The sequence below is a fragment of the Tardiphaga sp. vice304 genome, from assembly GCF_007018905.1.
Classification (GTDB): Bacteria; Pseudomonadota; Alphaproteobacteria; order Rhizobiales; family Xanthobacteraceae; genus Tardiphaga.
This window is the reverse complement of record NZ_CP041402.1, coordinates 2,122,625-2,148,523: the sequence shown is the minus strand read 5'-3', so window position 1 is coordinate 2,148,523 and position 25,899 is coordinate 2,122,625. Positions and strand designations below refer to the sequence as shown.

Sequence of the window (25,899 nt, the reverse complement as noted above, 5' to 3'; positions counted from 1 at the left end):
GCGGTGCGGATCAGCGCGGCACCACGGCGGTGGCTTCGATCTCGACGCGGGCGGCACGCTCGACCAATCGCACCACCTGCACCAGTGCCATCGCCGGATAGTTCGGCCCGAAAATGTCGCGATAGATCCGGCCAAGCGTCTTCAGGTCGCCGAGATATTCCTCGATGTCCACGACGTACCAGGTCAGCCGCACCAGATGCTCCGGCTTGGCGCCGCCCTCGGCGAGAATCGCGGCGATATTTTCCAGCGCCTGCTTGACCTGGGTAGAGAAGTCCTTGGGCAGATGGCCCTCGGTATCCCAGCCGATCACCCCTCCGGTAACGACGAGGCGGCCATCGGCCGTCATGCCGTTGGAATAGCCCTTCGGCGCTGGCCAGCCGGACGGCTGCAGCACGCGGGGATAGGACGGATCGGCATTGGTCTTGCCGTCATTATTGGCATTCGGCACCACGGTCAGCGTGGGGCCCTTGGGGGCGGTCAACGGCAATACTCCTTCAAGCGCAAAACGGTCATGGTCATTCCGCCGCCATCGCGAACTGCCGCAGCGCAAAGCGCTTCAGCTTGCCGGTCTCGGTCTTCGGCAGTTGCGTGACGAATTCAATGGCGCGCGGATATTTATAGGGCGCGATCTCGCGCTTGACGTGGTTCTGCAACTCCAGAGTCAGCGCGGCGTCGCCGGTAAAGCCCGGCGCCAGCACGACATAGGCCTTCACCACCATGCCGCGGGCCTCGTCGGGCGAGCCGACCACGCCGCAATCAGTCACGGCCGGATGGGTCAGAAGCGCCGCTTCGACGTCGGGACCGGCGATGTTGTAGCCGGCAGAGACGATCATGTCGTCGGAGCGCGACTTGTACCAGAAGTAGCCGTCCTCATCCATGATAAAGGTGTCGCCGGTGATATTCCAGCCGTTCTGCACGAACCTCTTCTGGCGCTCGTCGGCGAGATATTTGCAGCCGGTCGGGCCCTTCACCGCGAGCCGTCCCATCGTGCCCGGCAGCGCGTCGTTGCCCTCGTCGTCGATGATCTTGGCGATGTAACCCGGCACCGGCCGGCCGGTCGAGCCCGGCCGGATCTCTTCCTCAACCGCACAGATGAAGATGTGCAGCAGCTCGGTGCCGCCGATGCCGTCCATCAGCTTGATGCCGGTCGCCTTCAGCCAAGCGTCGTAGGTGCCCTTCGGCAGCGTCTCGCCGGCCGAAACGCATTTACGCAACGAGGAGATGTCGTGCGAGCCCATCTTGGCGAGCATCGCGCGGTACGAGGTCGGCGCGGTGAAGCACACCGTGACCTTGAATTTCTCGATCGCCGGCGGCAGCTCTTCCGGCCCGGCCTTCTCCAGCACCACAAAGGAGGCGCCGATGTGCAGCGGAAACAGCACGCCGCCGAAGCCGAAGGTGAAGGCGAGCGGCGCCGAGCCGATGAAACGGTCTTCCTTCGAGGCGCGCAGCACGTTGTGGGCAAACCCGTCGCATACCGCGAGCATGTCGCGGTGGAAATGCATGGTGCCCTTGGGATCACCGGTGGTGCCAGAGGTGAAGGCGATCAGGCAGACGTCGTCGGCGGCGGTATCGACCGCGGTGAATTCCGGGCTGGCATCGGCGATCATCGCCTCCAGCGAATCCGGGGCATCGACGCCCCAATAGACGATGCGCCGCAGTTCGGGTGCCGCGAGCTTGGCCTTCTCCATTTCGTCGACGAGCTTGCTGTCGCACAAAGCCAGCGGGATCTTCGCTTTCTGGATCGGATAGGTCAGTTCCTTGGCGCGCAGCAGCGGCATGGTGGCGACGCAGACGCCGCCGGCCTTGATCACCGCCAGATAGGTCGCGACCATCATCGGATTGTTGGCGGAGCGCAGCATCACGCGGCCGCCCGGAACCAGGCCGAGCTTGTCGACCAGCACGTTGCAGATCCGGTTCACCAGCGCCTGCAGCTCGCGGTAGGTGTAGCTGTCGGTGAGGCCGAACATGCAGGGCGCGTCGCCATGGCCCTCCTCGACCCAGCGGTCGAGAAACGGCACCACGCAGTTGATGCGCGGCGGGTACTGAAACTCCGGCCGGGTGAACAGAAATTCCGGCAGCTGCTCCGGCGGCGGCATGTTGTCCCGCGCGAAGGTATCGACATGCGAGGTATAGGATGGATCGTCCATACCCTGTGTGAGGTGAGCCTCGGCGATGGCCATTGCTTGCTCCTGTCACGATGTCGCGGCCCGACGCCAGGCCCGCCGCGCGTCTGATATCATTTTAGACTTAAAACAATTAGGTGCAACTGCCCGGACCGGCCGATCGACGGATTTTTGCGGTTTCGGGCGCAAAGCCGCGCAGGAAGTTTAGGCAAACGCCGCCTAACGCTGCGCCAATTGCTTCAAACGGAGCGTCATCGGCGATTGCGGATCGGCCAGGCCGGCAATGACGGTAAAATGGTTGGTGCCGGGGATGGTTTCATAGCGCGCGGGAATCTGGGTGCCCCAGCAATCGACCAGGGTCTGGCTCTGCCGGAAATATTCCGAACTCTCCTCGCCGCCGACCACCGCATCGAGACTTCCGTGCGAGGGCATCGGCCAGAACAGCGGGCTGACCTCGCGCGCACTCAGGTCGTTGAGGTGCAGCGGGGTGTTGACCGAGGTCGGCACCAGGGGTCCGAGATCGAACAGGCCAGAGATCGAATAGACCGCCGTGATAAGATCTTGCGGCAGTGCGGCATCGAGCGCACGCCATTCGGTGGCGAGCATGCCGGCGGCAAGATGGCCGCCGGCGGAATGGCCGGACATCACCAGCGGCCGCTCGAACTTCGCCAGTTCGCGCGTCGCGGAACGCATTTGCTCAATGATGTCGCCGACCGAAACGTTCGGACACAAATCGTAGGACGGCATCGCAACGCTGATGCCGTGCGCGTTCAGGCCTGCAGCAAGATGGCTGAAGAACGACGGATCGAGCGCCTGCCAGTAGCCGCCGTGGATGAAGACCACGATCGGGCCGCGACCATCGGCCGGGAAGAAGTCGACCGTGTGCCGCGCACCTGTGCCGTAACGCAGCACCAGCATCGACGGACAGACCTCGCGGTAGGCCCTGGCGTCGCGCGCCCAGCCGGCAATAAGCGCCGGATTTTCCGGGACGCGGGCCCGGTTGTTGTATTCGGCCTCCAGATCGATCACGGCGCTCATGGCGTCTTGCCGTTGCCGGGCTTGGCGCCGGACTTCTGCGCCGCCTTCTGCGCCGAGGCCTTGGTCTTGGCGAGCAGGCGCATCAGCTCGCGCACGTCCTTCGGCGCCAGGTCGCCAAAGATCTCGGCGATCCAGGTCTCGTGCTCTTCGGCCATCTTGCGGAATTCGGCACGACCGAGTTTGGTCAGCCGGATCACCTGGACCCGACGGTCGGTATCCGAGGTACGGCGATCGACATGACCGGATTCCACCAGACGCTCGACCAGCCCGGTCACGTTCCCGTTCGACACCATCATGCGCTTGGAGACGTCCGACAGCGTCATGCCGTCCGGCACCTTGTCGAGCTGGGCCATCAGGTCGAAGCGCGGCAGCGTCACGTCGAAACGCTCGCGCAGACGCCCGCGCACCTCGCCCTCGATCAGCGTGGTGCAGGTCAGCAGCCGCAGCCACAGCCGCAGCTCGTCGCCGTGATCTTCGGAATGTTCGACCGCCTTGGTCTCGGAATCGAGAATCATGCTGCAATCTTACCTGGCTGGGGCCGCCACGATAGCAACGCCGCCGGAAATCCCCAACGGCGTACCAGTCTGCGCGCCCGATGCTTTGACCTTCAACAAATAGCCCGGCGACTGCAAGCCAAAACGCCGCAGCCGGGCCACTGGCCAAATCCGGATATTTGTTTAGGCTTCAAACAAATTGGCCTGCCGCTTGCATAGCCGTTTTAACCGTTTGGCGCGCGAGACGCACGCTTGCGGCGGCAGCCATCCTCAGAATAGTCTCTGGGGCAGGACATCATTTTGGGTTGGCGGGATTTCGGCAGCAACGCGCGGCCGAGCAGAGGAGAGACCATGAAGCAGCAGATCAAACTGGCCGGCCTGGCCGTCCTGATGGGCGTCGCAGCGGTACCCGCTGTCGCGCAGGAAAAGATCAAGGTCGGCGTGATCGTGTCGCTGTCCGGCGCTGGCGCCGTGCTCGGCCAGCAGGCCCGCGACGGCTTCGCCCTCGCGGTCAAGGACCTCGGCGGCAAGATGGGCGGCAAGGACGTCGAAGTCGTCGTCGTCGATGACGAACTGAAGCCCGACGTCGCCGTCACCAAGGTCAAAGGCCTGCTGGAGCGCGACAAGGTCGACTTCGTAGTCGGCCCGATCTTCTCCAACATCCTCGGCGCAATCCACAAGCCGGTGACCGAGAACAAGACCTTTCTGATCTCGCCGAATGCCGGCCCGTCCAGCTTCGCCGGCAAGGAGTGCAACCCGTACTTCTTCGTGACGTCGTACCAGAACGACCAGATCCACCAGATCCTCGGCAAGGTCGCGCAGGAGCGCGGCTACAAGAAGATCTACCTGATGACCCCGAACTACCAGGCCGGCAAGGACTTCGTCGCCGGCGTGAAGATGGACTTCAAGGGCGAGATCGTCGAGGAATCCTTCCTGCCGCTCGGCACGCTGGACTTCCAGGCCGAGCTCTCCAAGATCGCCGCCGCCAAGCCCGACGCCGTGCTGACCTTCATGCCGGGCGGCATGGGCGTCAATCTCGTCAAGCAGTACAAGCAGGCCGGCCTGCTCGACCGCGTCCCGTTCCTCTCCACCTTCACTGTCGATGAATCGACGCTGCCGGCGCAGCAGGACGCAGCGCTGGGCATGTTCGGCGGCTCGAACTGGGCGCCGAACCTCGACAATCCGCAGAACAAGAAGTTCGTCGCGGAATACGAGAAGGCCTATAACAGCGTGCCCGCAACCTACGCCTTCCAGTCGTACGATGCGGCCATGCTGATCAACAGCGCAGTCGTCGCGGTGAAGGGCGACCTTTCCGACAAGGCCAAGGTGGCGGCGGCGATGAAGAAGGCCGACTTCAAGTCGCTGCGCGGAGACTTCAAGTTCAGCGCCAACGGCTACCCGATCCAGGACTTCTATCTGACCAAGGTCGCCAAGCGCGCCGACGGCAAGTTCCAGACCGAGATCGCGCAGAAGGTGTTCACCAACTACGCCGACAAATACGCCGCCAGCTGCACACCGCAGTAAAGCGATCGCCGGCGCGCCTCGGTAAGACGCGCCGGCCTCTCATGTCGTCCCCGCGAAAGCGGGGACCCATAGCCACCGCCAGCATAGTTGAAACGGCGTCGTTGCTACTCTATCGCTTCGTTTAGTTCGCCAGCGTGTCTGGGTCCCCGCTCCGCGTGCGCCGGAGGCGCACTAGGCGGGGACGACGCGGTGGGTTTTTCACCAGCCGCGCAAAGATCGTATCTCTCGCATGACCGTCACCCTTGCCCTCGTCCAGATCCTGAACGGCCTGCAGTTCGGGCTGATCCTGTTTTTGATCGCCGCCGGCCTGACGCTGGTGTTCGGCGTGATGGACTTCATCAATCTCGCGCACGGCGTGCAGTACATGGTCGGCGCCTATTTCGTCGCCGCCTTCACCGCGATGACCGGCAGCTTCCTGTATGGCCTCGCGCTGGCGCTGCCGGCCGCCCTGGTGTTCGGCCTGCTGCTGGAGGTGCTGATCTTCCGGCATCTCTATGACCGCAGCCATCTCGACCAGGTGCTGGCGACCTTCGGCGTGATCATCTTCCTCAACCAGGCGGTCAAGTTCGTCTGGGGCGCCGCCCCCCTCAACGTGCCGATGCCCGACGCGCTGTCCGGCACCATCGAGATCGCCGACGGCATGCTGTATCCGGTGTATCGCCTCGTCATCATCGCCGTCGGCCTCGCGGTCGGCCTCGCGCTCTATCTCGTCGTCAACAAGACCAAGCTCGGCATGCTGGTGCGGGCCGGCGCAAGCAATGCCGCAATGGTCTCGGCGCTCGGCGTCAACATCCGGCTGCTGTTCACCATCGTGTTCGGCGTCGGCGCCATGCTGGCGGGCTTTGCCGGCGCGATGGTGGCGCCGATCCTGTCGGTCGAGCCCGGCATGGGCGACAATGTGTTGATCCTCGCCTTCGTCGTCATCGTGATCGGCGGCATCGGCTCGATCCGCGGCGCCTTCATCGCAGCCCTCCTGATCGGTCTCGTCGATACGCTCGGCCGGTTCTTTGCACCGTCCCTGCTCAAGCTGGTGCTGGATCCGTCCACCGCCAGCCAGACCGGCCGCGCCATCGCGCCGATGCTGATCTACATCCTGATGGCCGCGGTGCTGTTCTTCCGGCCGTCCGGCCTGTTCCCGTCGAAACAATAGCGGGAATGACCGTGAACGATTCAGTCGACCTGCAAGTCACCCCCGCTATCACCGCGCCCCGCGCGCGCCGCGCCTATCTGTTGCCGCTGCTGCTGTTTGCCCTATTCGCGCTGGTGCCGCTGGCCGGGCTGTGGGGCGCGCAGAGCTACGTGCTCTCGATCGTCACCCGGATCATGGTGCTGGCGCTGGCGGCGATGTCGCTCGATCTGTTGATCGGCTATGGCGCGATGGTCTCGTTCGGCCACGCCGCCTTTGTCGGGATCGGCGCCTATAGCGTCGCGATCCTGTCCAGCCACGGCATCACCGACGGTTTTGTCCATCTCGGCGTCGCACTGGCCGCCTCGTTCGTGTTTGCACTGATCACCGGCGCGATCTCGCTGCGTACCAAAGGCGTCTATTTCATCATGATTACGCTGGCGTTCGGCCAGATGCTGTACTTCCTCGGCACCTCGCTCGCCGCCTATGGCGGTGACGATGGCATGACGCTGGCCTCGCGCAGCACGCTGTTCGGCTCAAAAATCCTGAAGAACGACGTCGTGCTGTATTACGTGGTGTTCGGCTTCCTGCTCGGTGGCTACCTCTTGCTGCGCGGCGTCGTCGCCTCGCGCTTTGGCCGGGTGTTGCGCGGCATCCGCGAGAACCCGGTGCGGATGGAGGCGATCGGCTTTACGCCCTATCGCTACCAGCTCACGGCCTATGTGATCGCCGGCATGATCGCCGCCGTCGCCGGCTGCCTGTTCGCCAACCAGACCGAATTCGTCAGCCCGGCCTTTGCGAGCTGGCAGCGCTCCGGCGACCTGATCTTTGCGATCGTGCTGGGCGGCCTCGGCACGCTGCACGGCGCGATCATTGGCGCCGCGGTGTTCAGCCTGCTCGCGGATATCCTGTCGCATTACACCGAGCACTGGGCGCTGCTGTTCGGCCCGATCCTGATCCTGGTCGTGTTGTTCGCGCGTGGCGGCATCGGCGGCTGGCTGGGGAGCAGGTCATGAGCACCGCGCCCCTTCAACTGCAGAACCTGCGCAAGAGCTACGGCGCGCTGCGCGTCACCGACGACGTCACGCTGACCATCGAGCCCGGCGAGCTGCACGCCATCATCGGCCCGAACGGCGCCGGCAAGACCACGCTGATCCACCAGATCTCCGGCCTCGCCCGGCCGGACTCCGGCCGCGTCGTGTTCGACGGCCAGGATGTCACAAGGCTGTCGATGGCGGAGCGCGCCCGGCTCGGGCTGGTGCGCTCGTTCCAGATCACCTCGATCCTGCCGCGCTTCTCGGCGCTGGAGAACGTGGCGCTTGCCGTGCAGGCGCGCTCCGGCTCCAGCTTCAAATTCCTCGGCAATGCCGCCGGCGAGCGTGACCTCAACGAGATCGCGATGGCGCTGCTGGCCCGTTTCGGCCTCGCCCCTCGCGCCGATGTGCCCGCCGGGCAGATGTCGCACGGCGAAAAGCGCCAGCTCGAAATCGCCATCGCGCTGGCCGCAAAGCCGAAACTGCTGCTGCTCGACGAGCCCCTCGCCGGCACCAGCCACGACGAATCGCAGCGGCTCATCAACACGCTGCAGGCGCTGCGCCGCGAACTGCCGATCGTGCTGATCGAGCACGACATGGACGCGGTGTTCGCGCTGGCCGACCGCGTCTCGGTGCTGGTCTATGGCCGCATCATCGCCTCCGGCACGCCGCAGAGCATCCGCGACAATGCGGATGTGCGCGCCGCCTATCTCGGCGAGGAGGTGCTCTGATGCTCAACGTACAGAATCTGCAGGCCGCCTACGGCGCCGCCAAAGTACTGTTCGATATCTCGCTGAACATCGGCGCCGGCGAGGTCGTGACCCTGCTCGGCCGCAACGGCATGGGCAAGACCACCACCATCAACACCATCATGGGGCTGATGCCGCCGACCGGCGGCAGCGTCACCTTCGACGACGCGCCGCTCACGGGGCTGCCGTCCTACAAGATCGCGCAGGCCGGCATTGGCCTGGTGCCGGAAGGCCGACATATCTTTCCGACGCTGACGGTGGAGGAAAACCTGCTGGCCACCGCAGCGGTGCGCCGCCCGCCGGCGCGCTGGACGCTGGAGGACATCTACGAACTGTTTCCGCGGCTCAAGGAGCGCCGCGGCAATATGGGCACGCAACTGTCCGGCGGCGAGCAGCAGATGCTGGCGGTCGGCCGCGCGCTGATGACCAATCCGAAGCTGCTGATCCTCGACGAGGCCACCGAGGGCCTGGCGCCGTTGATCCGGCAGGAGATCTGGAGCTGCCTAAAGAAGCTCAAGGCCGAGCACCAGGCGATCCTGGTGATCGACAAGAACGTCGATGCGCTCGCCGCGTTTGCCGACCGCCACGTCATCATCGAAAAAGGCCGCGTGGTGTGGACCGGCACCTCGGCCGAGTTGAAAGACGATCCAACCATCAAGGATCGCTTTCTGCATGTATAATCCGGCTCACGAACTGCACGCCATCGAAGGAGGACGACCATGAAAACCGAAACCGCCGGCATCACGCGCGCCAATGAGGGCATGCAGGGCATCACCTGGAACATCCTGGGCCAGGTCTACGTGCCCAAAACCTGCACCGAGGATTCCTTCTCGTGGCACGCGACCTTCCCGGTCGGCACGTTCGTGCCGCCGCACATTCATCCCGACCAGGACGAATATCTCTACATCCTCGAAGGCAAGCTCGACTTCATGCTGGGCGACGGCGAGACCCAGGCGACGCCCGGCGATCTGGTGCGGCTGCCGCGCGGCGTGCCGCATGGCATCTTCAACAAGACCGACCAGTCCGCCAAGGTGCTGTTCTGGGTGTCGCCGACGCGGCGGCTCTACGACCTGTTCTGGGCAATCCACAACATGAAGGAGCAGAATCCGGCGGACGTCGTGGCGCTGGCCGCGGAATACAACATCCACTTCCTGCCGCCGCCCCCGGGAGCGTGAGGTCTTCCTTCCTTCTCCCCTTGTGGGAGAAGGTGCCTCCGCGAAGCGGAGGCGGATGAGGGGTAGTCGCAAGGCGCGGAGCTTGTGGCTACCCCTCACCCGTCTCGAACCGCTTCGCGGTTCGATCCACCCTCTCCCACCGGGGGAGAGGGAAGAAAGAGCGACCTAGTCGCGCTCTCTATCCGCCCACCACCGACAATCCCGGCAGCGCGGCGAAGCCGGCCTTGCTGGCATAGCCCTTGACGATCGCCTCGCGCTGGCTGTGGCTCAGCACGTTGTCGATATGATCGAAGCCGTCCGGCGCAATCTGCTCGACGGCGTCGATGACACCCTCCGGCCCGCCGCGGCGGTTGGCGCGCACGATCTCGGCGGTCATCGGCAGCCGCTTGCGCTCATAGGCCATCAGGGCCTGGCGCGGATGCTCGGCATGCGCCAGCGAATCCGCAAGCGCCCGCGCATCCAGGATCGCCTGCGAGGCGCCATTGGAGCCGACCGGATACATCGGATGCGCGGCGTCGCCGAGCAGCGTGACGCGGCCGCTCGACCAGTACGGCAAGGGATCGCGGTCGCAGCACGGATATTCCCAGAACTCCGGCGTCGCCGTGATCAACGCCGCCACGTCGATATGCGGCACGTTGAAGCGCGCGACATGCGGCATCAGTTCGTCGCGCTTGCCGGCACGCGACCAGTCCTCGCGGCGCGGCGGCAGCGATCCGCCCTCGCCGATTTTCACCAGGACCGCCCAGTTGGTCAGGCGATTGCCCGGCGTCACGCCTTCCGCGATCGGATACACCACCACCTTGGCATGAAGCCCGCCGGCGACGATCATCGAATTGCCGGTGAGGAAGGCCGGCCAGTCACGCGCGCCGCGCCACAGCATCAGCCCGTTCCAGACCGGTCCGCCTTCGTCGGGAAACAGCGTGCTGCGCACCTTGGAATGAATGCCGTCGGCGCCGATCAGGATATCGCCGCGCGCGGTTTCGACATGGGCGCCGGAGCGGTCGAAGAAATGCGCGGTGACGCCGCCTTCGTCCTGCGTAAACGCACCGAGCCTTCGGCCGGTATGAATCGCCTCAGGCCCAAGTCGCTGTTCGACGGCGCGATGGATCACGCTCTGCAGCCGGCCGCGGTGGATCGAGAATTGCGGCACGTCGAAGCCGGCAGCGATGCCGCGCGGCTCGCGCCAGACTTCCTGGCCATGGCGGCTGAGATAATGCAGCTCGTCGGTGCGGATGGCGACGGCGTCCAACGCGTCGAGCAGGCCGAGGCCGGCAAGTTCGCGGATCGCATGCGGCAGCGTGTTGATGCCGACGCCGAGCTCGCGGATACTGTCCGACTGCTCATAGAGTTCGCAGTGAATGCCGCGTGCCCGCAGCATCAGGGCCGTGGTGAGGCCCCCCACTCCACCGCCAACGATGATCGCTTTCATCGAACGTACTCCACTCAAACTAGTGCCAGACTGCGGATCTTCTTCACCTCTCCCCATTGGGGAGAGGCGTTTGAGCGCCGCCTTGCTGAATTCAGCGTGCCATCTGCCCTATTCCGCCGCAAGCGGCTTGGCGGCTTCGGCGCGCAGTTCGGCGCGGGTCTTCGGCTTAGCCTTAATTTTCAGATCCTCGAAATCGAGCTTGTCGCGAACGCTGTTGCGGAAGATCTGCTCCTTGCCGGGCATGTATTGTGGCGGGCAATACGCATCTTTCGCGCCGTACCAGGCCGCAGCCTTGAGCGTGAAGGACGGATCGACCAGATGCGGACGGCCCAGCGCCACCAGATCGGCGCGGCCGGCGGCGAGGATGGTGTTGACCTGATCGGCTGACGTGATGTTACCGACGCACATGGTGGCGACCTTGCTCTCGTTGCGGACCTGCTCGGAGAACGGCGTCTGGAACATGCGGCCGTAGATCGGCTGGGCATCGCGAACCGTCTGGCCGGTCGAGATGTCGACGAGGTCGACGCCGGCTTCCGCGAAGGCGCGCGCGATCAGCACGGCGTCGTCGCCGGTGATGCCGCCCTCGGCCCAGTCGGTGGCGGAGATGCGCACCGACATCGGCTTGTGCGACGGCCACGCCGCGCGCATCGCCGCAAATACTTCCAGCGGGAAGCGCAAACGATTGTCCAGCGAGCCGCCGTAGTCATCGGTTCGCTGGTTGGTCAGCGGCGAGATGAAACTGGCCAGCAGGTAGCCGTGGGCGCAGTGCAGCTCCAGCATGTCGAAGCCGCAGGCATCGCCGCGCTCGGCCGACGCCACGAACTCGGCCTTGACCGAATCCATCGCGGCACGGTCCATCTCGCGCGGCACCTGGCTGTCCGGATAATACGGCAGCGGCGACGCCGACAGCACGTCCCAGCCGCCCTCTTCGAGCGGACGGTCCATGCCGTCCCACATCAGCCTGGTCGCGCCCTTGCGCCCGGCGTGGCCGAGCTGCAGGCAGATCTTGGACGCCGAATTCGCGTGCACGAAATCGACGATGCGCGTCCACGCCCCCTGCTGCTCGTCATTCCACAGCCCGGCGCAGCCGGGCGTGATGCGGGCGTCGCGGCCGACGCAGACCATCTCGGTGAAGACGAGGCCGGCGCCGCCGATCGCGCGCGAACCGTAGTGCACCAGATGGAAATCACCAGGCACGCCTTCGCTGGCCGAATACATGCACATCGGCGACACCACGGCGCGGTTCGCCAGCACCATATCGCGCAAGCGCAGCGGCTGGAACATCGGCGCCGCAGGCTTCTTCAGGTCGACGTCGAAGCCCTTGGCCTGCACCTGCAGCGCAAACGCTTTGTCCACTTCCTTGACGAAGTCCGGTGCGCGGAGCGTCAGGTTGTCGTAGGTGATGGCCTTGGATCGCGTCATGACGCCGAAGGCGAACTGCACGGGGTCGAAATCCCAGAACCGGTCGACGTGCTCGAACCACACCAGCGAGACGTCGGCGGAGTGCTGGATCTTCTCGGTCTCCTCGCGGCGGCCATGCTCATAGTCGTTCAGCGCAGCTTCGGTCGTCGGCGCCTTGGCCATCGCCTCATACAGCGCGATGGCATCTTCCATCGCCAGCTTGGTGCCGGAGCCGATCGAGAAATGCGCGGTCGCCTTGGCGTCGCCGAGCAGCACCATGTTGTCGCGGACCCAGCGCTTGTTGCGGATCATCGGGAAATTGCGCCACATCGAGCGGTTGATCAGCAGCTTGTGGCCTTCGAGGAATTTGCTGAAGATCTGCTCCATGCGATCGGCTGACTGCTGCTCGCTCAGGCCCTCCAGGCCCGCGCGCTTGAAGGTCTCGGGATCGGTCTCGAAAATCCAGGTCGAGCGGCCCGCCTCGTATTGATAGGCATGGGCGATGAACGGGCCCCACTCGGTTTCCTCGAACAGGAAGGTGAAGGCATCCAGCGGGCGGGTCGAACCCATCCAGGTGAACTTGTTGGAGCGCACGTCCGTAGTCGGATCGAAGTGCTGGATATATTTGTTACGGAAGTGGCTGTTGATGCCGTCGGACAGCACGATGAGATCGGCGTCGGCGAATTGCGCCTCGTCGGTGACATCGACCTCAAACATCAGCCGGCAGCCGAGTTCGCGGGCGCGCTCCTGCAGGATCAGCAGCAGGGTGCGGCGCGAGCAGCCGCAGAAGCCGTTGCCGCCGACGCGGTGCACCGTGCCGCGGAAATGCACGGCGATATCGTCCCAGTAGGCGAATTCCTGGGTGATGCGCTGGTAGCTCGGCAGGTCGTATTTTTCGAAATTGTCGAGGGTGGCGTCGGAGAAAACCACGCCGAAGCCGAAGGTATCGTCCGGCCGGTTGCGCTCGTAGACGGTGATGTCGGCGGAGGGCCGCTGCTTCTTCAACAGGATCGCGGCATAGAGCCCAGCCGGTCCGCCACCGATGATCGCGATCTTCATGCAAGCCTCCTGTCGAGCTTCGACGTAGATATTTTAATCCTAAAGCATTTCCGCGCAAGCCTGTTTGGGCGGCAGCAGGTGCCCGGAATGACATCGCGTAGCCCGGATGGAGCGCAGCGCAATCCGGTGTCAGAGCGTCAACAGGGGAGCCCGCCCCGGATTTCGCTGCGCTCCATCCGGGCTACAGACGACGTCAATTGCCCTCGAACACCGGCTTCTGCTTGTTGGCGAAGGCGTGGAAGGCGCGGGCAAAATCGTCGGTGGTCATGCACAGCGCCTGCGCCACGGCTTCGGCCTCGATAGCCTCTTCCACAGACATCGCCCATTCCATCGCCAGCATGCGCTTGGTCATGGTGTTGGCATAGGTCGGGCCCTCGGAGATCTGCTTCGCCAGTGCCTGTGCCTGCGTCAGCACCTCGCCGGACGACACGATGCGGCTAAAGAAGCCCCAGCGCTCGCCCTCCTCGGCGGTCATGAAGCGGCCGGTATAAAGCAGCTCGGAAGCGCGCGACTGGCCGATGATGCGCGGCAGGATCGCGCAGGCGCCCATGTCGCAGCCGGCCAGGCCCACCTTGTTGAACAGGAAGCCGACCTTGGCGCCGGTGGCGGCGATCCGGAGGTCGGAGGCCATCGCCATGATAGCGCCGGCGCCGGCGCAGATGCCTTCGACGGCGGCGATCACCGGCTGCGGGCAGCCGCGCATCGCCTTGACGAGGTCGCCGGTCATCCGCGTGAAGGCGGTGAGGTCCTTGGTGTTCATCTCGACCAGCGGGCCGATGATCTCGAACACGTCTCCGCCCGACGAGAAGTTACCGCCGGCGCCGGTCACCACGATGGTCTTGACGCTGTCATCCATCGCGCAGGCGCGGAAGAAGTCGGTGAGTTCGCGGTAGCTCTGGAAGGTCAGCGGGTTCTTCCGCTCCGGCCGGTTCAGCGTCACGGTCGCGATGCCATCCGCGACCGTGAGCAGGAAGTGCTCCGGTCTGTAATCAACCAGCGGCAGCGTGACGGGATTGGCGAACTTTTGCATGAGAACTCCCTGCGATTATTTTTTAGGTATCAGATTTCGCCGCCGGCAACCGCGATGGCCTGGCCGGTGATCGCGCCGGCCTTTTCTCCGCACAGCCAGATCACGGCATCGGCGACCTGCTGCGGCGTTACCAGCCGGCCTTGCGGATTATGCTTCGACAGTTCGGCAACGGCTTGCTCGCGCGTGCGCCCGGTCTTGCTGATGATGTTGTCGATACTGTCTTCCAGCAGATCCGTCTCGGTAAAACCCGGGCAAACGGCATTCACCGTGACGCCCTTGCTCGCGACCTCCAGCGCCAGCGAGCGCACCAGCCCGATCACCGCATGTTTGGCGGCGGCGTAGGCGCTGACATAGGCATAGCCCTTCAGGCCGGCGGTGGAGGCCACCGCGACAATGCGGCCATTGCGGGCGGCGACCATGCCCGGCAGCACGGCCTGGGCGGCGTAGACAACGCCCATGAAGTTGACGTCCATCATGCGCTGAAACAGCGCCGCGTCAGAACGGCCGAACGGCGCGGATTCCGCCGCCCCGGCATTGGCGACGAGAATGTCGAACGGCTGCCGCGTGGCGGCATCCGCGATGGCGGCTGTAACAGAAGCCTGATTGGAGACGTCGGCGGTGATGGCGAAGTGCGCCTCGCCGGCGGCGATCACCTCGTCCAGCGAAGCGAGGTTGCGGCCCATGATCGTCACCGTGGCACCCGCCTGCGCCAGCGACGCGGCAATGGCGCGGCCGATGCCGCGGCCGCCGCCGGTGACCAGCGCGTGGGTGGAACGGGACAATCCGGACATGCGTCACCTTCGGCAGGCTCGCCATGAGCCTGCCCGGATATTATTTTATGCTTCAAGCTTTTGCAAGGAAGCGCCGGATCGACGAATACTAGCTAAATACTAGCGATGGCGGCGCAGCGTCTCCGACGGGCTCTCGCCGTAACGCTGGCGGTATACGTTAGCCATCCGGCTCAGATGGGTGAACCCGAGATCGAAGGCCAGATCGGTCACGCGCTGGCCAGGCGCAGCGCACATCAGGCGGGCCTGCAAGTGCGTCAGCCGGATATCCAGCAGCGCGTCCGAAATCGACATGCCGAAATGCCGTCGGAAGCCGAGCTGCAGCGACCGTATCCCGATCCCCGCCTCGCGCGCCAGCCGCTCGAGATCGAGCGGCTGGGTCGCATGGGCTTCGAGATAGTCCCGTGCCTTTCGCAGCACCGACGGCAACGGGCCAAGGCGCGCCGGAAGCCGTTCGATATTGTCGGTAAGGGTATGTCGCTGACCGGTGAGCAGCAATCCGATGATGGAATCCCGCAGGGTCGCCGCGATCATCGGCGAGATCTGCTGCCCGGGACCGCATCGCTCCGCGAGCTCGGCGAGGTATTCGATCTGGGAACGCAGCGCGACGCCAAACGGCGTGTTCAGATCGATCCTCGGATCGAATTCGATGGCAACACCCGATTTTTCCGCCAGCGCCGCCGCGCGCTGCTCGACGAGTTGTCGTTCGACCAGCAGGATCAACTTGGCGCAGTGGTCATGCCAGACCATCTGGGTCGACATGGTCGGCGACAGCAACGACGCCGAACGCCCCGCCGAAACCTCGATCGTCCGGCCTCCGGTGTCGATCCGCGCGCCGCCCTGCAGCGGGATCTGCAACAGGAAGAAGCGATCGAGGCAGCCGGGGTCAATCGCGACCGAACCGCCATAGGACACATAATTCACCGAACAGCCGTTCAAGGCGGCGCAATTGTGCTGCGCGTGAAAATCCGGCCAGGAACGCTGTACCGGATCCAGCACGTGCGGACAGAAGATGCGCCCGATTGCCTCGGCGGCCTCATCGAGGTCCGTGGTGGAAACGCGGGAGAATGCCGCAAGCCTCTCGGCGCGGATCGGTTCGGCATGGCTCGGTATCGCAGCATCCACCATCATGGTCCGATCGCTTGCACGCCCTGGCACCCAGACTAGCCAAGTCGCATCGTCACGCCTAGCAGGCGCTGCGCCGCAAATTTTGCCGTGCTGCACAATGAATGCGCAGGTCCGCGACTACAAAAAGGAGTGTGCAGGCGCAGCGCGCCGGGCCAGTCGCGGTAATTATTTCGTCGGCTGGATCATGAATTCGTTCAACGGCTAGCGACATTCCCGCAAGCCACGCAGCATTCCCAAAGGCATTAACGAGAGGAAACGCAGACATGGCGGCACTCGAAAAAGGAATAACCCAGAACGGGACGGGCTATGGCGGCACCACCTGGAACATCCTCGGACAGGTCTACTTCCCGAAGGCCATCTCCGAGTCCACCTTCGCTTTCGAGACCAATAGCGATCCCGGCCAGTTTGTGCCGGTGCATATCCATCCCACCCAGGAAGAGTTCATCCTGGTACAGGAGGGCGTGCTCGATCTCAAACTCGATGGCCAGTGGGTCCGCGCCTTTGCCGGCGATCTGGTGCGGCTGCCGCGCGGCATTCCGCATGGCTATTTCAACAAATCGGACAAACCCGCCCGGGCACTGTTCTGGGTATCGCCGACACAGAAGCTCGAAGCGCTGTTCAAGCAGCTTCATAACATGAGCGACATCGAAGCTATTGTCCGGGTGTCTGCCGACCACGAAGTGAACTTCCTTCCGCCGGAAGCCAACGATTAGGCTCGACGACCCGCACCTCTTTCACCGGCACAGGTCGCGCCCGGGCCGGAGCCCGCGCGCATGATCCCGCACGCTCCCCGATCAGTCGGGCATCAACAGGAGACAAGCCATGGTCCGACAGAAAAGCGTTTGCGTCATCGGCGCCGGCATCGCCGGCCTTGCCGCCGCCAAGGCTTTCACCGCGCGCGGGCACAAGGTCTCGGTGCTGGAACGCAGCGGCGACCTCGGCGGCGTCTGGGAGCCGGCGCGCTCTTATCCCGGGGTCCAGACGCAGAGCCCCAAGGAGCTCTACCGCTTCACCGACAAGCCGATGCCGGCAGACTATCCCGAATGGCCCAAAGGCCCGCAGGTCTACGCCTATCTCGCCGACTATGCCCGTGACTACCAACTGCTCCCGCTGATGCGGTTTGAGACGACCGTCGTCAGCATGAATCGCCGCGACGACGGCCAGCCAAGCTGGACGCTGGAGATCCGCAATGCGGCCGGCACCACCACGCGAGAAATATTCGATTTCGTCGCCGTCTGCACCGGGCAGTTCAACGAGCGCAAGGAATTGCACCATGCCGGCGAAGACGACTTCAAAGCGGCCGGCGGTATTATACGGCATTCGGCGGAGCACACCGATTCATCCATCGTCAAAGGCCGGAAGGTCGTCGTACTCGGCGGATCGAAATCGGCCACCGATATTGCCGTGCAGTCGGTGAATGCCGGCGCCAGCGAGGTGACCTTCGTCTATCGCGAGCCGGTATGGCGGATTCCCTATTTCATCGGCGGCGTGATCAACTTCAAGCGCATCCTTTACATCCGCGCCCAGGAGGAAATGTTTCGCGGCTGGGGACTGAGCGCACTGTCGCGGCTCAATCATGCGATTGCCAAGCCCTTCGTCTGGGCCAACTGGCGCGGTCTGGAAGCCTTGCTGAAGGCGCAGCTCAAACTCAAGAAATGCGACATGGTGCCGGCCGGACGGATCGAGGACGGCATCAATTGTTCGGTTCCGATCGCCACGCCGGGATTTTTCCCGATGGTCGCCGACGGCCGCATCAAGGCGATCCGCGGCACCTTCGACCACTATGACGGCAAGACGATCGTGATGTCGGGCGGCCAGCGCGTCGAGGCGGATATCGTGGTGCAGGCGATCGGGTTCAAGCTTGGCGTGCCGTTCCTGCCGCAGCCATATCGCGACAGGCTGATCCAGTCGGACGGTCAGTACCGTCTGTATCGCGTGATCGCCAACCCGGACCTGCCGGACATGGGATTCGTCGGATTCAATTCCAGCTTCTGCTCGGTGCTGACGGCGGAAATGGCGGCCAACTGGCTGGTCCGCTATGCGGACGGCATGCTGGCGAAACAGCCAACGGCGGCCGAGATGCACCGGAACATGGACGAGATGCTGCATTTCAAGCGCGTCGAGCGGCCCGCGGCCGGCATCTATGGCGGGCTCTGCGTGGCCCCCTATCACTTCAAGCATTTCGACGAGCTACTCGACGACATGGGCGCCCGCGACAGGCGGCGCCGCGCGCTGGTCGAGAAATTCACGCCGCCGGACGCCGATGCCTATGCAAGGTTTCTGGCTTCCACGCCGGACTACACGGCGGAAGCCACCGCCGCTTGACGGGCCGCGGGCGAGCCGTGACCGGCTCGCCCGACCGACTTAGCTGGATTGCGCCGTCTTGATCAACTCGCGACCAATAATGACCTTCTGCACTTCGGTGGCGCCCTCATAGATCCGCAGGGCGCGGATCTCGCGGTACAGCTCCTCGACCTTGACGCCGGACTGCACGCCCATGCCGCCGAAGATCTGCACGGCGCGGTCGATCACCTTTTGCGCGGCTTCGGTGGCGAACATCTTGGCCATCGCGGCTTCGCGGGTGATGCGCGGCGCGCCCTGGTCCTTGGTCCAGGCCGAGCGATAGATCAGCAGCGCGGAGGCGTCGATGTCGGTCGCCATGTCGGCGAGGCCGGCTTGCGTCAGTTGCAGGTCACCCAGCGTATGGCCGAACATTTTGCGCGTTACGGAACGATGCACCGCCTCGTCCAGCGCGCGCCGGCCGAGACCGAGCGCCGCGGCGCCCACGGTGGAGCGAAACACGTCGAGCGTCGCCATCGCGACCTTGAAGCCTTCGCCGTCCTTGCCGATCTGGTTGGCCCGCGGCACGCGGCAGTCCTCGAAGGTCAGCGTCGCCAGCGGATGCGGCGCGATCACGTCGATTCGCTCCGATATGGTCAGGCCGGGCGTGTCGGCATCGACGACAAAAGCGCTGATGCCGCGCGCGCCGTCCTCGCCGGTACGCACGAAGACCACATAATGATCGGCGATGCCACCATTGGAAATCCAGGTCTTGCTGCCGGTAATGCGGACATGGTCGTTGCCATCCGGAACGGCTGATGTCGTCATCGCCGCGACGTCGGAGCCCGCATCGGTCTCCGACAGCGCGAAGGCCGCGATCGACTCACCGGTTGCGACGCGTGGGAGGTAGCGCGCCTTCAACTCGTCGCTGCCGAACAGGCTGATCGGCCCGGTGCCAAGCCCCTGCATCGCGAAGGCAAAGTCGGCGAGGCCGCTGACATAGGCGAGCGTCTCGCGTACCAGGCACAATGCGCGCACGTCGAAATTCGGATAGAGACCGCCATGGCTGGCCGGCACCGCGACCCGCAGCCAGCCGGCCTCACCCAGCGCCCGCACCAGCCGCCGGCAGGAGCCATCGGTATCGTGATGGTCGATCAGATCAGGGACGGTGGCTGCTGCCCATTGCGACAGTTCGGCCGACAAATTGCGGTGATGATCCTCGAAAAACGGCCACGATAAAAACGATTGATCGGACATGCTTGGCTTTCCTGCTCCGCGATGAGATTGTTTTAAACTTAAAGAGATTTCCGGCAAGGGGCACGGCCGTTGATGCGAAGCCCTGTTTCCACAAACTCTCCCTGATCCTGTGGAGCGGTCGCCTGCGACCGCGTCTCGAAGGATGACCGATTGACGCCGCGGTTCGAGATGCGCGCCAAAGGCGCGCTCCTCACCATGACGACGGAGAGCAGGAGACAGGTGCAGCGCAGCAATTGCCCACCAGCTAGGCATCCGGAAGCGCTTTAAGTCTAAAACAATCGCTTTTCATATAATTTTTGCCTGCTAGGATCTACCCCCGTTCAACCCGCCCAGGGAGATGCACGTGACTGACACAACAGCCATGACCACCAAGGACGGTCGCTTCGGCTATGAGGCGGCAGGCGACCCGAAGGCGGTGCCACTGGTATTCCTGCATGGCATCGGCGGCGCGGCGCGCGGTTGGCGCAGCCAGCTAGACGCCTTCTCAGACCGTTACTACGCCATTGCCTGGGACATGCCCGGCTATGGCGGCTCGCAGCCGCTACCCGTCACCAGCATTGCCACGCTCGCCGACGCGCTGAAGGATTTCCTCGAACAACTCGGCGCGACAAAGCCGGTGCTGGTCGGCCATTCGATCGGCGGCATGATCGTGCAGCAGTTTCTCGTGATGCATCCCGATCTCGCCGGTGCCGCGGTGCTGGCGCAGACCAGCTCGGCGTTCGGCAGCTCCGACGGCGAATGGCAGAAGAATTTCATCGAGACCCGGCTTGGCCCGCTCGATCGCGGCGAGACGATGGTGTCGATGGCACCGAAGCTGGTGCAGGATCTGGTCGGCGAGCAGCCCAGCGCTGACGGCGTGGCGCTCGCGCTCGATTGCATGGCGTCGGTCAAGCCGGACAGCTATCGCAGCTCGATGAAGGCAATGATCGGCTTCGACCTGCGCAAGAACCTTGCCGACATTACAGTACCAACGCTGCTGCTGTCCGGCTCCAAGGACAACAACGCCCCGGCCAAGACAATGGCCAAGATGGCGACCTTCGTGAAGGGCTCGACCTATGTCGAACTCGAAGGCGTCGGCCATCTCGCCGGTTTTGAACGTCCCAACGAATTCAACGAAGTGCTGCGCGACTTTCTCACCACCAGCCACGAAGTTTCGGGAACATCCTCATGAACATGCCCGCTAAACTCGACCTCGACGCCATCGTGCTCGACAGACCGATCTTCGATCCCAAGGCCTACGGCCTCACCAATGAGCAGGCGGAGATAATGACCCGCGCGCGCATGCTCGGGCAAAGCGTGTTCGCCGGCCGCGCATCGATCTGGGACAAGGAAGCGCGCTTTCCGTCGGACAACTACAAGGACCTGCACGAAGCCGGCCTGCTCGGCATCGCGATCCCCAAACAGCATGGCGGGCTCGGCGCGAACTATCAGACCTACGCCATGACGGCCGCCGAGATCGGCCGCTATTGCGGCGCCACCGCGCTGACCTGGAACATGCATGTCTGCTCGACTTTGTGGTCCGGCCCGCTCGCCGATGACCTCGACATGGACGAGCCGACCCGCGCCGACCAGGAGCGCCGCCGCGCCATTCACTACAAGCGCATTGTCGAAGACGGCGCGATCTATTCGCAGCCGTTCTCCGAAGGCGGCGCGGCCGCCGCCGGCGGTGTCGCCTTCGGCACCGAGGCGAAGCCGGTCGAGGGCGGCTGGCTGGTTAACGGCAAGAAGATTTTTGCCTCGCTCGCCGGCCACGCAAATTACTATGGCGTGCTGTGCACAGAGATGCTTGAGGGCGAGAAGGCGTCGCGCCGCAATACGCTGTATCTCGCGTTACCGGCCGACGCGCCGGGCGTCGCGGTGGTCGGCGACTGGGATCCCCTGGGCATGCGCGGCACGGTCTCGCGCACGCTGCTGTTCAAGGACGTGTTCGTGCCGCATGACGCGGCGCTGATGCCGCGCGGGGTGTATTTCCAGGCCGCGATGCGCTGGCCGCATATGTTTCTCACGCTGTCGCCGACCTATGTCGGCCTCGCGCAGGCGGCCTATGATTTCACCGTCAAATATCTGCGCGGCGAAGTGCCGGGCACGCCGCCGGTGAAGCGCAGGATGTATCAGACCAAGCAGATCGCGGTGGCGCAGATGCAGATCAAGCTCGAGCAGATCAAGGGCATCTGGTTCCAGGCGGTGACCGAGGCCTGCGCCAACCCCAGCAAGGAGCAGGTGTTGCGCGCCTACGCGGCGCAATATTCCGTGATGGAAGGCGCCAATGAGATCGCGACCCTGGCGATCCGCACCTGCGGCGGACAGGCGATGCTGAAATCGCTTCCGCTGGAGCGCATCTACCGCGACAGCCGTTGCGGCGCGTTGATGCTGCCATGGACCGCCGAACTCTGCCTCGACCGCATCGGCCGCGACGCGCTGTACGAACAGGGCGAGAAGGACGAGTAGGACTCCGTCACCGTCATCCTGAGGTGCGAGCCACTTGGCGAGCCTCGAAGGATGCGGCGACAGACGCCGGCGCTTGCGGCGCATCCTTCGAGGCCGTCGCAAGGGCGACGGCACCTCAGGATGACCGCAGAGTGCGCCGAGAGTTGAACAGGTTCGCACGACAGACGGATAACCCATCGTGGATCTCTCCGACCTCATCGCCCGCAACGCGGCCTTCACGCCGGACAGGCCCGCGATTCGTTTCGAGGGCGCGACGCTCAGCTATGCCGTCTTCAACGCGCGCATCGAGGCGACCGCGAAGGCGCTGAAGGCCGAATGCCATGTCGGCCGCGGCGACCGGGTCGCCATTCTCAGCCTCAACCGGCCGGACTATCTGGTGCTGCTCTATGCCTGCGCGCGGCTCGGCGCGATGCTGGTGCCGCTGAACTGGCGGCTGGCGGTGGCCGAGCAAATGTTCATTCTCGCCGATGCGTCGGTGAAGGTGCTGGTGCTGGAACAGGCTTTCGCCGCGATCCTGCCGGCGCTGGCCAATGAGCTGCCCGACACCCGAATCATCGCGCTCGATTTTTCGCCGCCTGCTCCGGCGCGAACATTCGAAGCCCTGCTGGCGACGGCGTCAGGCGACGGCCGCAATCCGCATACCGACCTCACCTGCCCGCTTCTGATCGTCTACACCTCCGGCACCACCGGCCGCCCCAAGGGCGCCGTGCTGCGCCAGGAGGCGCTGCTGTGGAACGGCATCATGAGCCAGCACATGCATGGCCTGACCTCCGACGACCACGTGCTGACCGTGCTGCCGTTTTTCCATGTTGGCGGCCTCAACATCCAGACCACGCCGGCGCTGCACATCGGCGCCACAGTGACGATCCACGCCCGCTTCACGCCCGACTCGACGCTTTCCGCCATCACCCATCAGCGACCGACGCTGACGGTGTGGGTGCCGGCGATCATCCAGGCGATGACCGAGCATCCGGCATGGGCCGCCGCCGACGTGGTCTGCCTCAAGGCGGTTTCCACCGGCTCGCAGATCGTGCCGCCGCATCTGATTGCCCGGCTCAGCGCGCGCGGCATCCCGGTGCTGCAGGTCTATGGCTCCACCGAGACCTGCCCGATTTCGATCTACACGCGGCTCGGCGGCGACCTCTCGCGCACCGGTTCGACCGGCCTGCCCGGCCTGTGCTGCGAGGCCATGATCGTCGATGATTCCGGCACCGAACTGCCCACCGGCACCGCCGGCGAGATCGCGGTGCGCGGCCCCAACGTGTTCTTCGAATATTGGGGCAACGAGGCGGCGACATCGGAGGCGCTGCATGACGGCTGGTACCGCACCGGCGACATCGGCACCCGCGACGCCGACGGTTACTTCTGGGTCCACGACCGCAAGAAGAACATGATCATCTCCGGCGGCGAGAACATCTATCCGGCGGAAGTCGAGCGCGTGCTGCTGGAGCATCCCGACGTTGCCGAGGTCGGCGTCGTCGGCCTGCCCGATCCGAAATGGACGGAGGTGCCGGTCGCCTATGTGATTCGGCGGCCGGATGGCAGCGTTACCGCCGAAGCGCTGCGCGCACATGTTCTGACGCAGCTCGCCCGCTTCAAGGTGCCGCGCGATATCGTCTTCGTCACCGAGCTGCCGCGCACTGCGCTCGGCAAGGTGCAGCATTTCAAGTTGAAGCAAGACCAGGCGGCGACGCCGATCGACGGAGAATCCCATTGAAAATCGCAGTTCTGGGCGGCGGCAACGGATCGTTTGCGGCGGCCGGTGATTTTACCCTGCAGGGCCACGAGGTCCGCCTCTGGCGCCGCGACGCCGACGCCGTCGCCGCGCATCGCGCCGCCGGCTCGCGGATTGTCGTGAAGAACGCGCAGGGCACCCACGACACCCGGCTCGCACTGGTCACCACCGACATCGCCGAAGCGATTCGCGACGCCGAGCTGATCCTGTGCCCGACACCGGCCTTCGCGCAGCCCGACATCGCCGCGCAGCTCTCGCCGCATTTGGCGGATGGCCAGGTGGTGTATCTTCCGCCGGCGACCTTCGGCTCGATGATCTTCGCCAAAGCTGCCCATGACGCCGGCAACCACGCCCGCGTCGCCTTTGCCGAGACCGGCACGCTGCCCTGGCTGGCGCGCAAGCACGGGCCCTTCGAGGTCTCGATCACCATCCGCGCCAAGCGGCTGCCGACCGGCGTGTTTCCGCTGTCGCTGTCGGACTACGCCTGCAAGGTGATTGACAAGGCCTTCCAGGGCGTGATCGAGCCGTGCGGCGATGCTTTGTCCGGCGCGCTGATGAATGCCGGCCCTATCATCCATCCGCCGCTGATCGTGATGAATGCCGGGCCATTGGAGCATTTCGAAACCTGGGACATTCACAAGGAAGGCACGCAACCCGCGATCCGCCGCGTCACCGACGCGCTCGATGCCGAGCGCATCGCCATTCGCGAAGCCTTCGGCTATGGCGGTTCGCATTTCCCCCTCGTGCAGCACTACGCCAAGGATGGCGAGGAGTGGATGTACGGCCGCGGCTCGCATGACCGTCTCACCGACTCCGGCGACTGGCGCGAACATATCGTGCTGACCGAGCACCGCTACATGCGCGAGGATCTGCGCACCGGCCTGTCGTTCTTCCTGTCCTGCGCGACGCTTTCCGGCACCGATACGCCCTTGATGAAAGCATTCCTGGCGATCGGCGGCGCCATCTGCGGCGAGAACTTCTTGCAGGGCGGCCGCACGCTGGCCTCATTGGGTTTCGGCGATCTCGACCGCGATGGTCTTCTGAAACTGCTGCGTGAAGGGTTCGCGTCATGACCGCGCGCGACGCCATCGCCTGCCTCGGTGCCGGCCGCATGGGCCGCGGCATTGCGGTGGCCTTCGCCTATGCCGGCCACGACGTCGCGATCGTCGATTTCAAAGCGCGCGATGCCAACAAGTTCGCAGTGCTGGAAGCCGAGGCGCTCGGCGAGATCCGCAAGACCTTTGCGTCGCTGTCGCGCTTCGGTCTGTTGAGCGCGGCCGATGTCGAGACATTGATGTCCCGAGTCAGCGTGGTACCGGAGGCCGGCGCTGCGGCAGCGCTATCCTCGGCCGCGATCATTTTCGAAGGCGTGCCGGAAGTACTCGACCTCAAGCGCGACGCGCTGGCGAAGGCGTCACGGCTTGCCGGCCCCGACGCGATCATCGCTTCCACCACCTCGACAATCCTGGTCGACGACATTTCGAGCGCGGTCGAGCATCCCGCGCGCTTCCTCAACGCGCACTGGCTCAATCCGGCCTATCTGGTGCCGCTGGTCGAACTGTCGCCGGGCAACGCGACCGATCCCGCGATCACCGCGCGCGTCCTTACGCTGCTGGAGGGCATCGGCAAGAAGCCCGTCGTTTGCGCGGCGACGCCCGGCTACATCGTGCCGCGGATTCAGGCGCTCGCCATGAACGAGGCCGCGCGCATGGTCGAGGAAGGCGTTGCGTCCGCTGCCGATATCGACAAGGCGATCAAATACGGTTTCGGTTTCCGCTTCGCGGTGCTCGGCCTGCTGGAATTCATCGACTGGGGCGGCGGCGATATCCTACACTATGCCAGCCAGTATCTCACCGGCGCGCTCGGCAATCAGCGCTATGCAGCACCCGATATCATCGGCCGCAACATGACCGAAGGAAAAGTCGGCCTGCGAACCGGCGAGGGGTTCCTCGACTATGCCGGCATGGACGTCGATGCCTACCGCGAGCAGCGGCTGGCGGCCTTTGTCGATTTGCTCAGGCATTTCGAACTGGCCAAACCGCCAGTGCTGTAGATGTAGCCCGGATGAAGCGCAGCGAAAT

23 protein-coding genes are annotated in these 25,899 nt (G+C 64.6%); 13 read left to right on the top strand and 10 right to left on the bottom strand.

Translation table 11 applies throughout. The features are described 5' to 3' along the window. Positions 1–10: 10 nt before the first annotated feature. The 4 genes from FNL56_RS10180 to FNL56_RS10165 form a co-directional block, all read right to left on the bottom strand. Entirely contained in the window at positions 11–481 is a 471-nt protein-coding gene (locus FNL56_RS10180) for a RidA family protein (RefSeq protein ID WP_143572596.1), read from the bottom strand. A gap of 34 nt (positions 482–515) precedes the next feature. Next, a complete protein-coding gene (locus tag FNL56_RS10175; protein ID WP_143572595.1) occupies positions 516–2,180 on the bottom strand; it encodes an AMP-binding protein in 1,665 nt (554 codons plus the stop codon). A gap of 162 nt (positions 2,181–2,342) precedes the next feature. Beyond that, positions 2,343–3,161, bottom strand: coding sequence for an alpha/beta hydrolase (locus tag FNL56_RS10170; RefSeq protein ID WP_143572594.1), 819 nt, complete (start codon positions 3,159–3,161; stop codon positions 2,343–2,345). Continuing rightward, a complete protein-coding gene (locus FNL56_RS10165; protein WP_168202896.1) occupies positions 3,158–3,676 on the bottom strand; it encodes a MarR family winged helix-turn-helix transcriptional regulator in 519 nt (172 codons plus the stop codon). The genes FNL56_RS10170 and FNL56_RS10165 overlap by 4 nt, the downstream gene beginning before the upstream one ends. 330 nt (positions 3,677–4,006) lie before the next feature. Here FNL56_RS10165 and FNL56_RS10160 point away from each other — a divergent pair, with 330 nt between their 5' ends. The 6 genes from FNL56_RS10160 (at position 4,007) to FNL56_RS10135 (ending at position 9,263) form a co-directional block, all read left to right on the top strand. Continuing rightward, positions 4,007–5,179 carry an ABC transporter substrate-binding protein gene (locus FNL56_RS10160; protein ID WP_143572593.1) on the top strand — a complete coding sequence of 391 codons (1,173 nt, stop codon included), beginning with the start codon at positions 4,007–4,009 and terminating at the stop codon, positions 5,177–5,179. Between the two features lie 229 nt (positions 5,180–5,408). Beyond that, positions 5,409–6,329, top strand: a complete 921-nt coding sequence (locus FNL56_RS10155; protein ID WP_143572592.1) for a branched-chain amino acid ABC transporter permease — start codon at positions 5,409–5,411, stop codon at positions 6,327–6,329. 5 nt (positions 6,330–6,334) lie between these two features. Then, complete coding sequence (locus FNL56_RS10150; RefSeq protein ID WP_143572591.1) at positions 6,335–7,321, top strand: branched-chain amino acid ABC transporter permease; 987 nt, start codon at positions 6,335–6,337, stop codon at positions 7,319–7,321. Then, entirely contained in the window at positions 7,318–8,070 is a 753-nt protein-coding gene (locus FNL56_RS10145; protein WP_143572590.1) for an ABC transporter ATP-binding protein, read from the top strand. Before FNL56_RS10150 ends, FNL56_RS10145 begins: the two co-directional genes overlap by 4 nt. Then, the gene (locus FNL56_RS10140; RefSeq protein ID WP_143572589.1) at positions 8,070–8,768 is read left to right on the top strand and encodes an ABC transporter ATP-binding protein; all 699 of its coding nucleotides are present in this window, start codon (positions 8,070–8,072) and stop codon (positions 8,766–8,768) included. Before FNL56_RS10145 ends, FNL56_RS10140 begins: the two co-directional genes overlap by 1 nt. A gap of 39 nt (positions 8,769–8,807) precedes the next feature. Continuing rightward, positions 8,808–9,263 carry a cupin domain-containing protein gene (locus tag FNL56_RS10135; RefSeq protein ID WP_143572588.1) on the top strand — a complete coding sequence of 152 codons (456 nt, stop codon included), beginning with the start codon at positions 8,808–8,810 and terminating at the stop codon, positions 9,261–9,263. 178 nt (positions 9,264–9,441) lie between these two features. Here FNL56_RS10135 and FNL56_RS10130 read toward each other — a convergent pair whose 3' ends face one another. From FNL56_RS10130 to FNL56_RS10110, 5 genes are all read right to left on the bottom strand, one after another. Beyond that, a complete protein-coding gene (locus FNL56_RS10130) occupies positions 9,442–10,692 on the bottom strand; it encodes a flavin-dependent oxidoreductase (protein WP_143572587.1) in 1,251 nt (416 codons plus the stop codon). A gap of 108 nt (positions 10,693–10,800) precedes the next feature. Next, the gene (locus tag FNL56_RS10125; protein ID WP_143572586.1) at positions 10,801–13,152 is read right to left on the bottom strand and encodes a bifunctional salicylyl-CoA 5-hydroxylase/oxidoreductase; all 2,352 of its coding nucleotides are present in this window, start codon (positions 13,150–13,152) and stop codon (positions 10,801–10,803) included. 193 nt (positions 13,153–13,345) lie between these two features. Then, positions 13,346–14,182 (bottom strand): enoyl-CoA hydratase family protein, encoded by an 837-nt coding sequence (locus FNL56_RS10120; RefSeq protein ID WP_143572585.1) that lies wholly within the window; start codon positions 14,180–14,182, stop codon positions 13,346–13,348. 29 nt (positions 14,183–14,211) lie between these two features. After that, positions 14,212–14,973: an SDR family NAD(P)-dependent oxidoreductase gene (locus FNL56_RS10115; RefSeq protein WP_143572584.1), complete on the bottom strand. Its 762-nt coding sequence runs from the start codon at positions 14,971–14,973 to the stop codon at positions 14,212–14,214. Between the two features lie 99 nt (positions 14,974–15,072). Continuing rightward, positions 15,073–16,101 (bottom strand): AraC family transcriptional regulator, encoded by a 1,029-nt coding sequence (locus FNL56_RS10110; protein WP_441351281.1) that lies wholly within the window; start codon positions 16,099–16,101, stop codon positions 15,073–15,075. Positions 16,102–16,361: 260 nt separating this feature from the next. Here FNL56_RS10110 and FNL56_RS10105 point away from each other — a divergent pair, with 260 nt between their 5' ends. Together FNL56_RS10105 and FNL56_RS10100 are read left to right on the top strand one after the other, a co-directional pair. Next, a complete protein-coding gene (locus FNL56_RS10105) occupies positions 16,362–16,811 on the top strand; it encodes a cupin domain-containing protein (protein ID WP_143572583.1) in 450 nt (149 codons plus the stop codon). Positions 16,812–16,920: 109 nt separating this feature from the next. After that, complete coding sequence (locus FNL56_RS10100; RefSeq protein WP_143581978.1) at positions 16,921–18,423, top strand: flavin-containing monooxygenase; 1,503 nt, start codon at positions 16,921–16,923, stop codon at positions 18,421–18,423. A gap of 39 nt (positions 18,424–18,462) precedes the next feature. On the opposite strand, the gene FNL56_RS10095 is transcribed toward FNL56_RS10100, so the two are convergent. After that, positions 18,463–19,635, bottom strand: a complete 1,173-nt coding sequence (locus FNL56_RS10095) for an acyl-CoA dehydrogenase family protein (RefSeq protein WP_143572581.1) — start codon at positions 19,633–19,635, stop codon at positions 18,463–18,465. 337 nt (positions 19,636–19,972) lie between these two features. On the opposite strand from FNL56_RS10095, the gene FNL56_RS10090 reads away from it, so the two are divergent. From FNL56_RS10090 to FNL56_RS10070, 5 genes are all read left to right on the top strand, one after another. Further along, on the top strand, positions 19,973–20,806 hold the full coding sequence (locus FNL56_RS10090; protein ID WP_246660924.1) for an alpha/beta fold hydrolase: 834 nt from the start codon (positions 19,973–19,975) through the stop codon (positions 20,804–20,806). Next, the gene (locus FNL56_RS10085; RefSeq protein ID WP_143572580.1) at positions 20,803–22,083 is read left to right on the top strand and encodes an acyl-CoA dehydrogenase family protein; all 1,281 of its coding nucleotides are present in this window, start codon (positions 20,803–20,805) and stop codon (positions 22,081–22,083) included. Before FNL56_RS10090 ends, FNL56_RS10085 begins: the two co-directional genes overlap by 4 nt. 178 nt (positions 22,084–22,261) lie before the next feature. After that, a complete protein-coding gene (locus FNL56_RS10080) occupies positions 22,262–23,800 on the top strand; it encodes a class I adenylate-forming enzyme family protein (protein ID WP_143572579.1) in 1,539 nt (512 codons plus the stop codon). After that, positions 23,797–24,891: an NAD/NADP-dependent octopine/nopaline dehydrogenase family protein gene (locus tag FNL56_RS10075; protein ID WP_143572578.1), complete on the top strand. Its 1,095-nt coding sequence runs from the start codon at positions 23,797–23,799 to the stop codon at positions 24,889–24,891. The genes FNL56_RS10080 and FNL56_RS10075 overlap by 4 nt, the downstream gene beginning before the upstream one ends. Continuing rightward, entirely contained in the window at positions 24,888–25,871 is a 984-nt protein-coding gene (locus FNL56_RS10070; protein ID WP_143572577.1) for a 3-hydroxybutyryl-CoA dehydrogenase, read from the top strand. Before FNL56_RS10075 ends, FNL56_RS10070 begins: the two co-directional genes overlap by 4 nt. Positions 25,872–25,899: the final 28 nt, after the last annotated feature.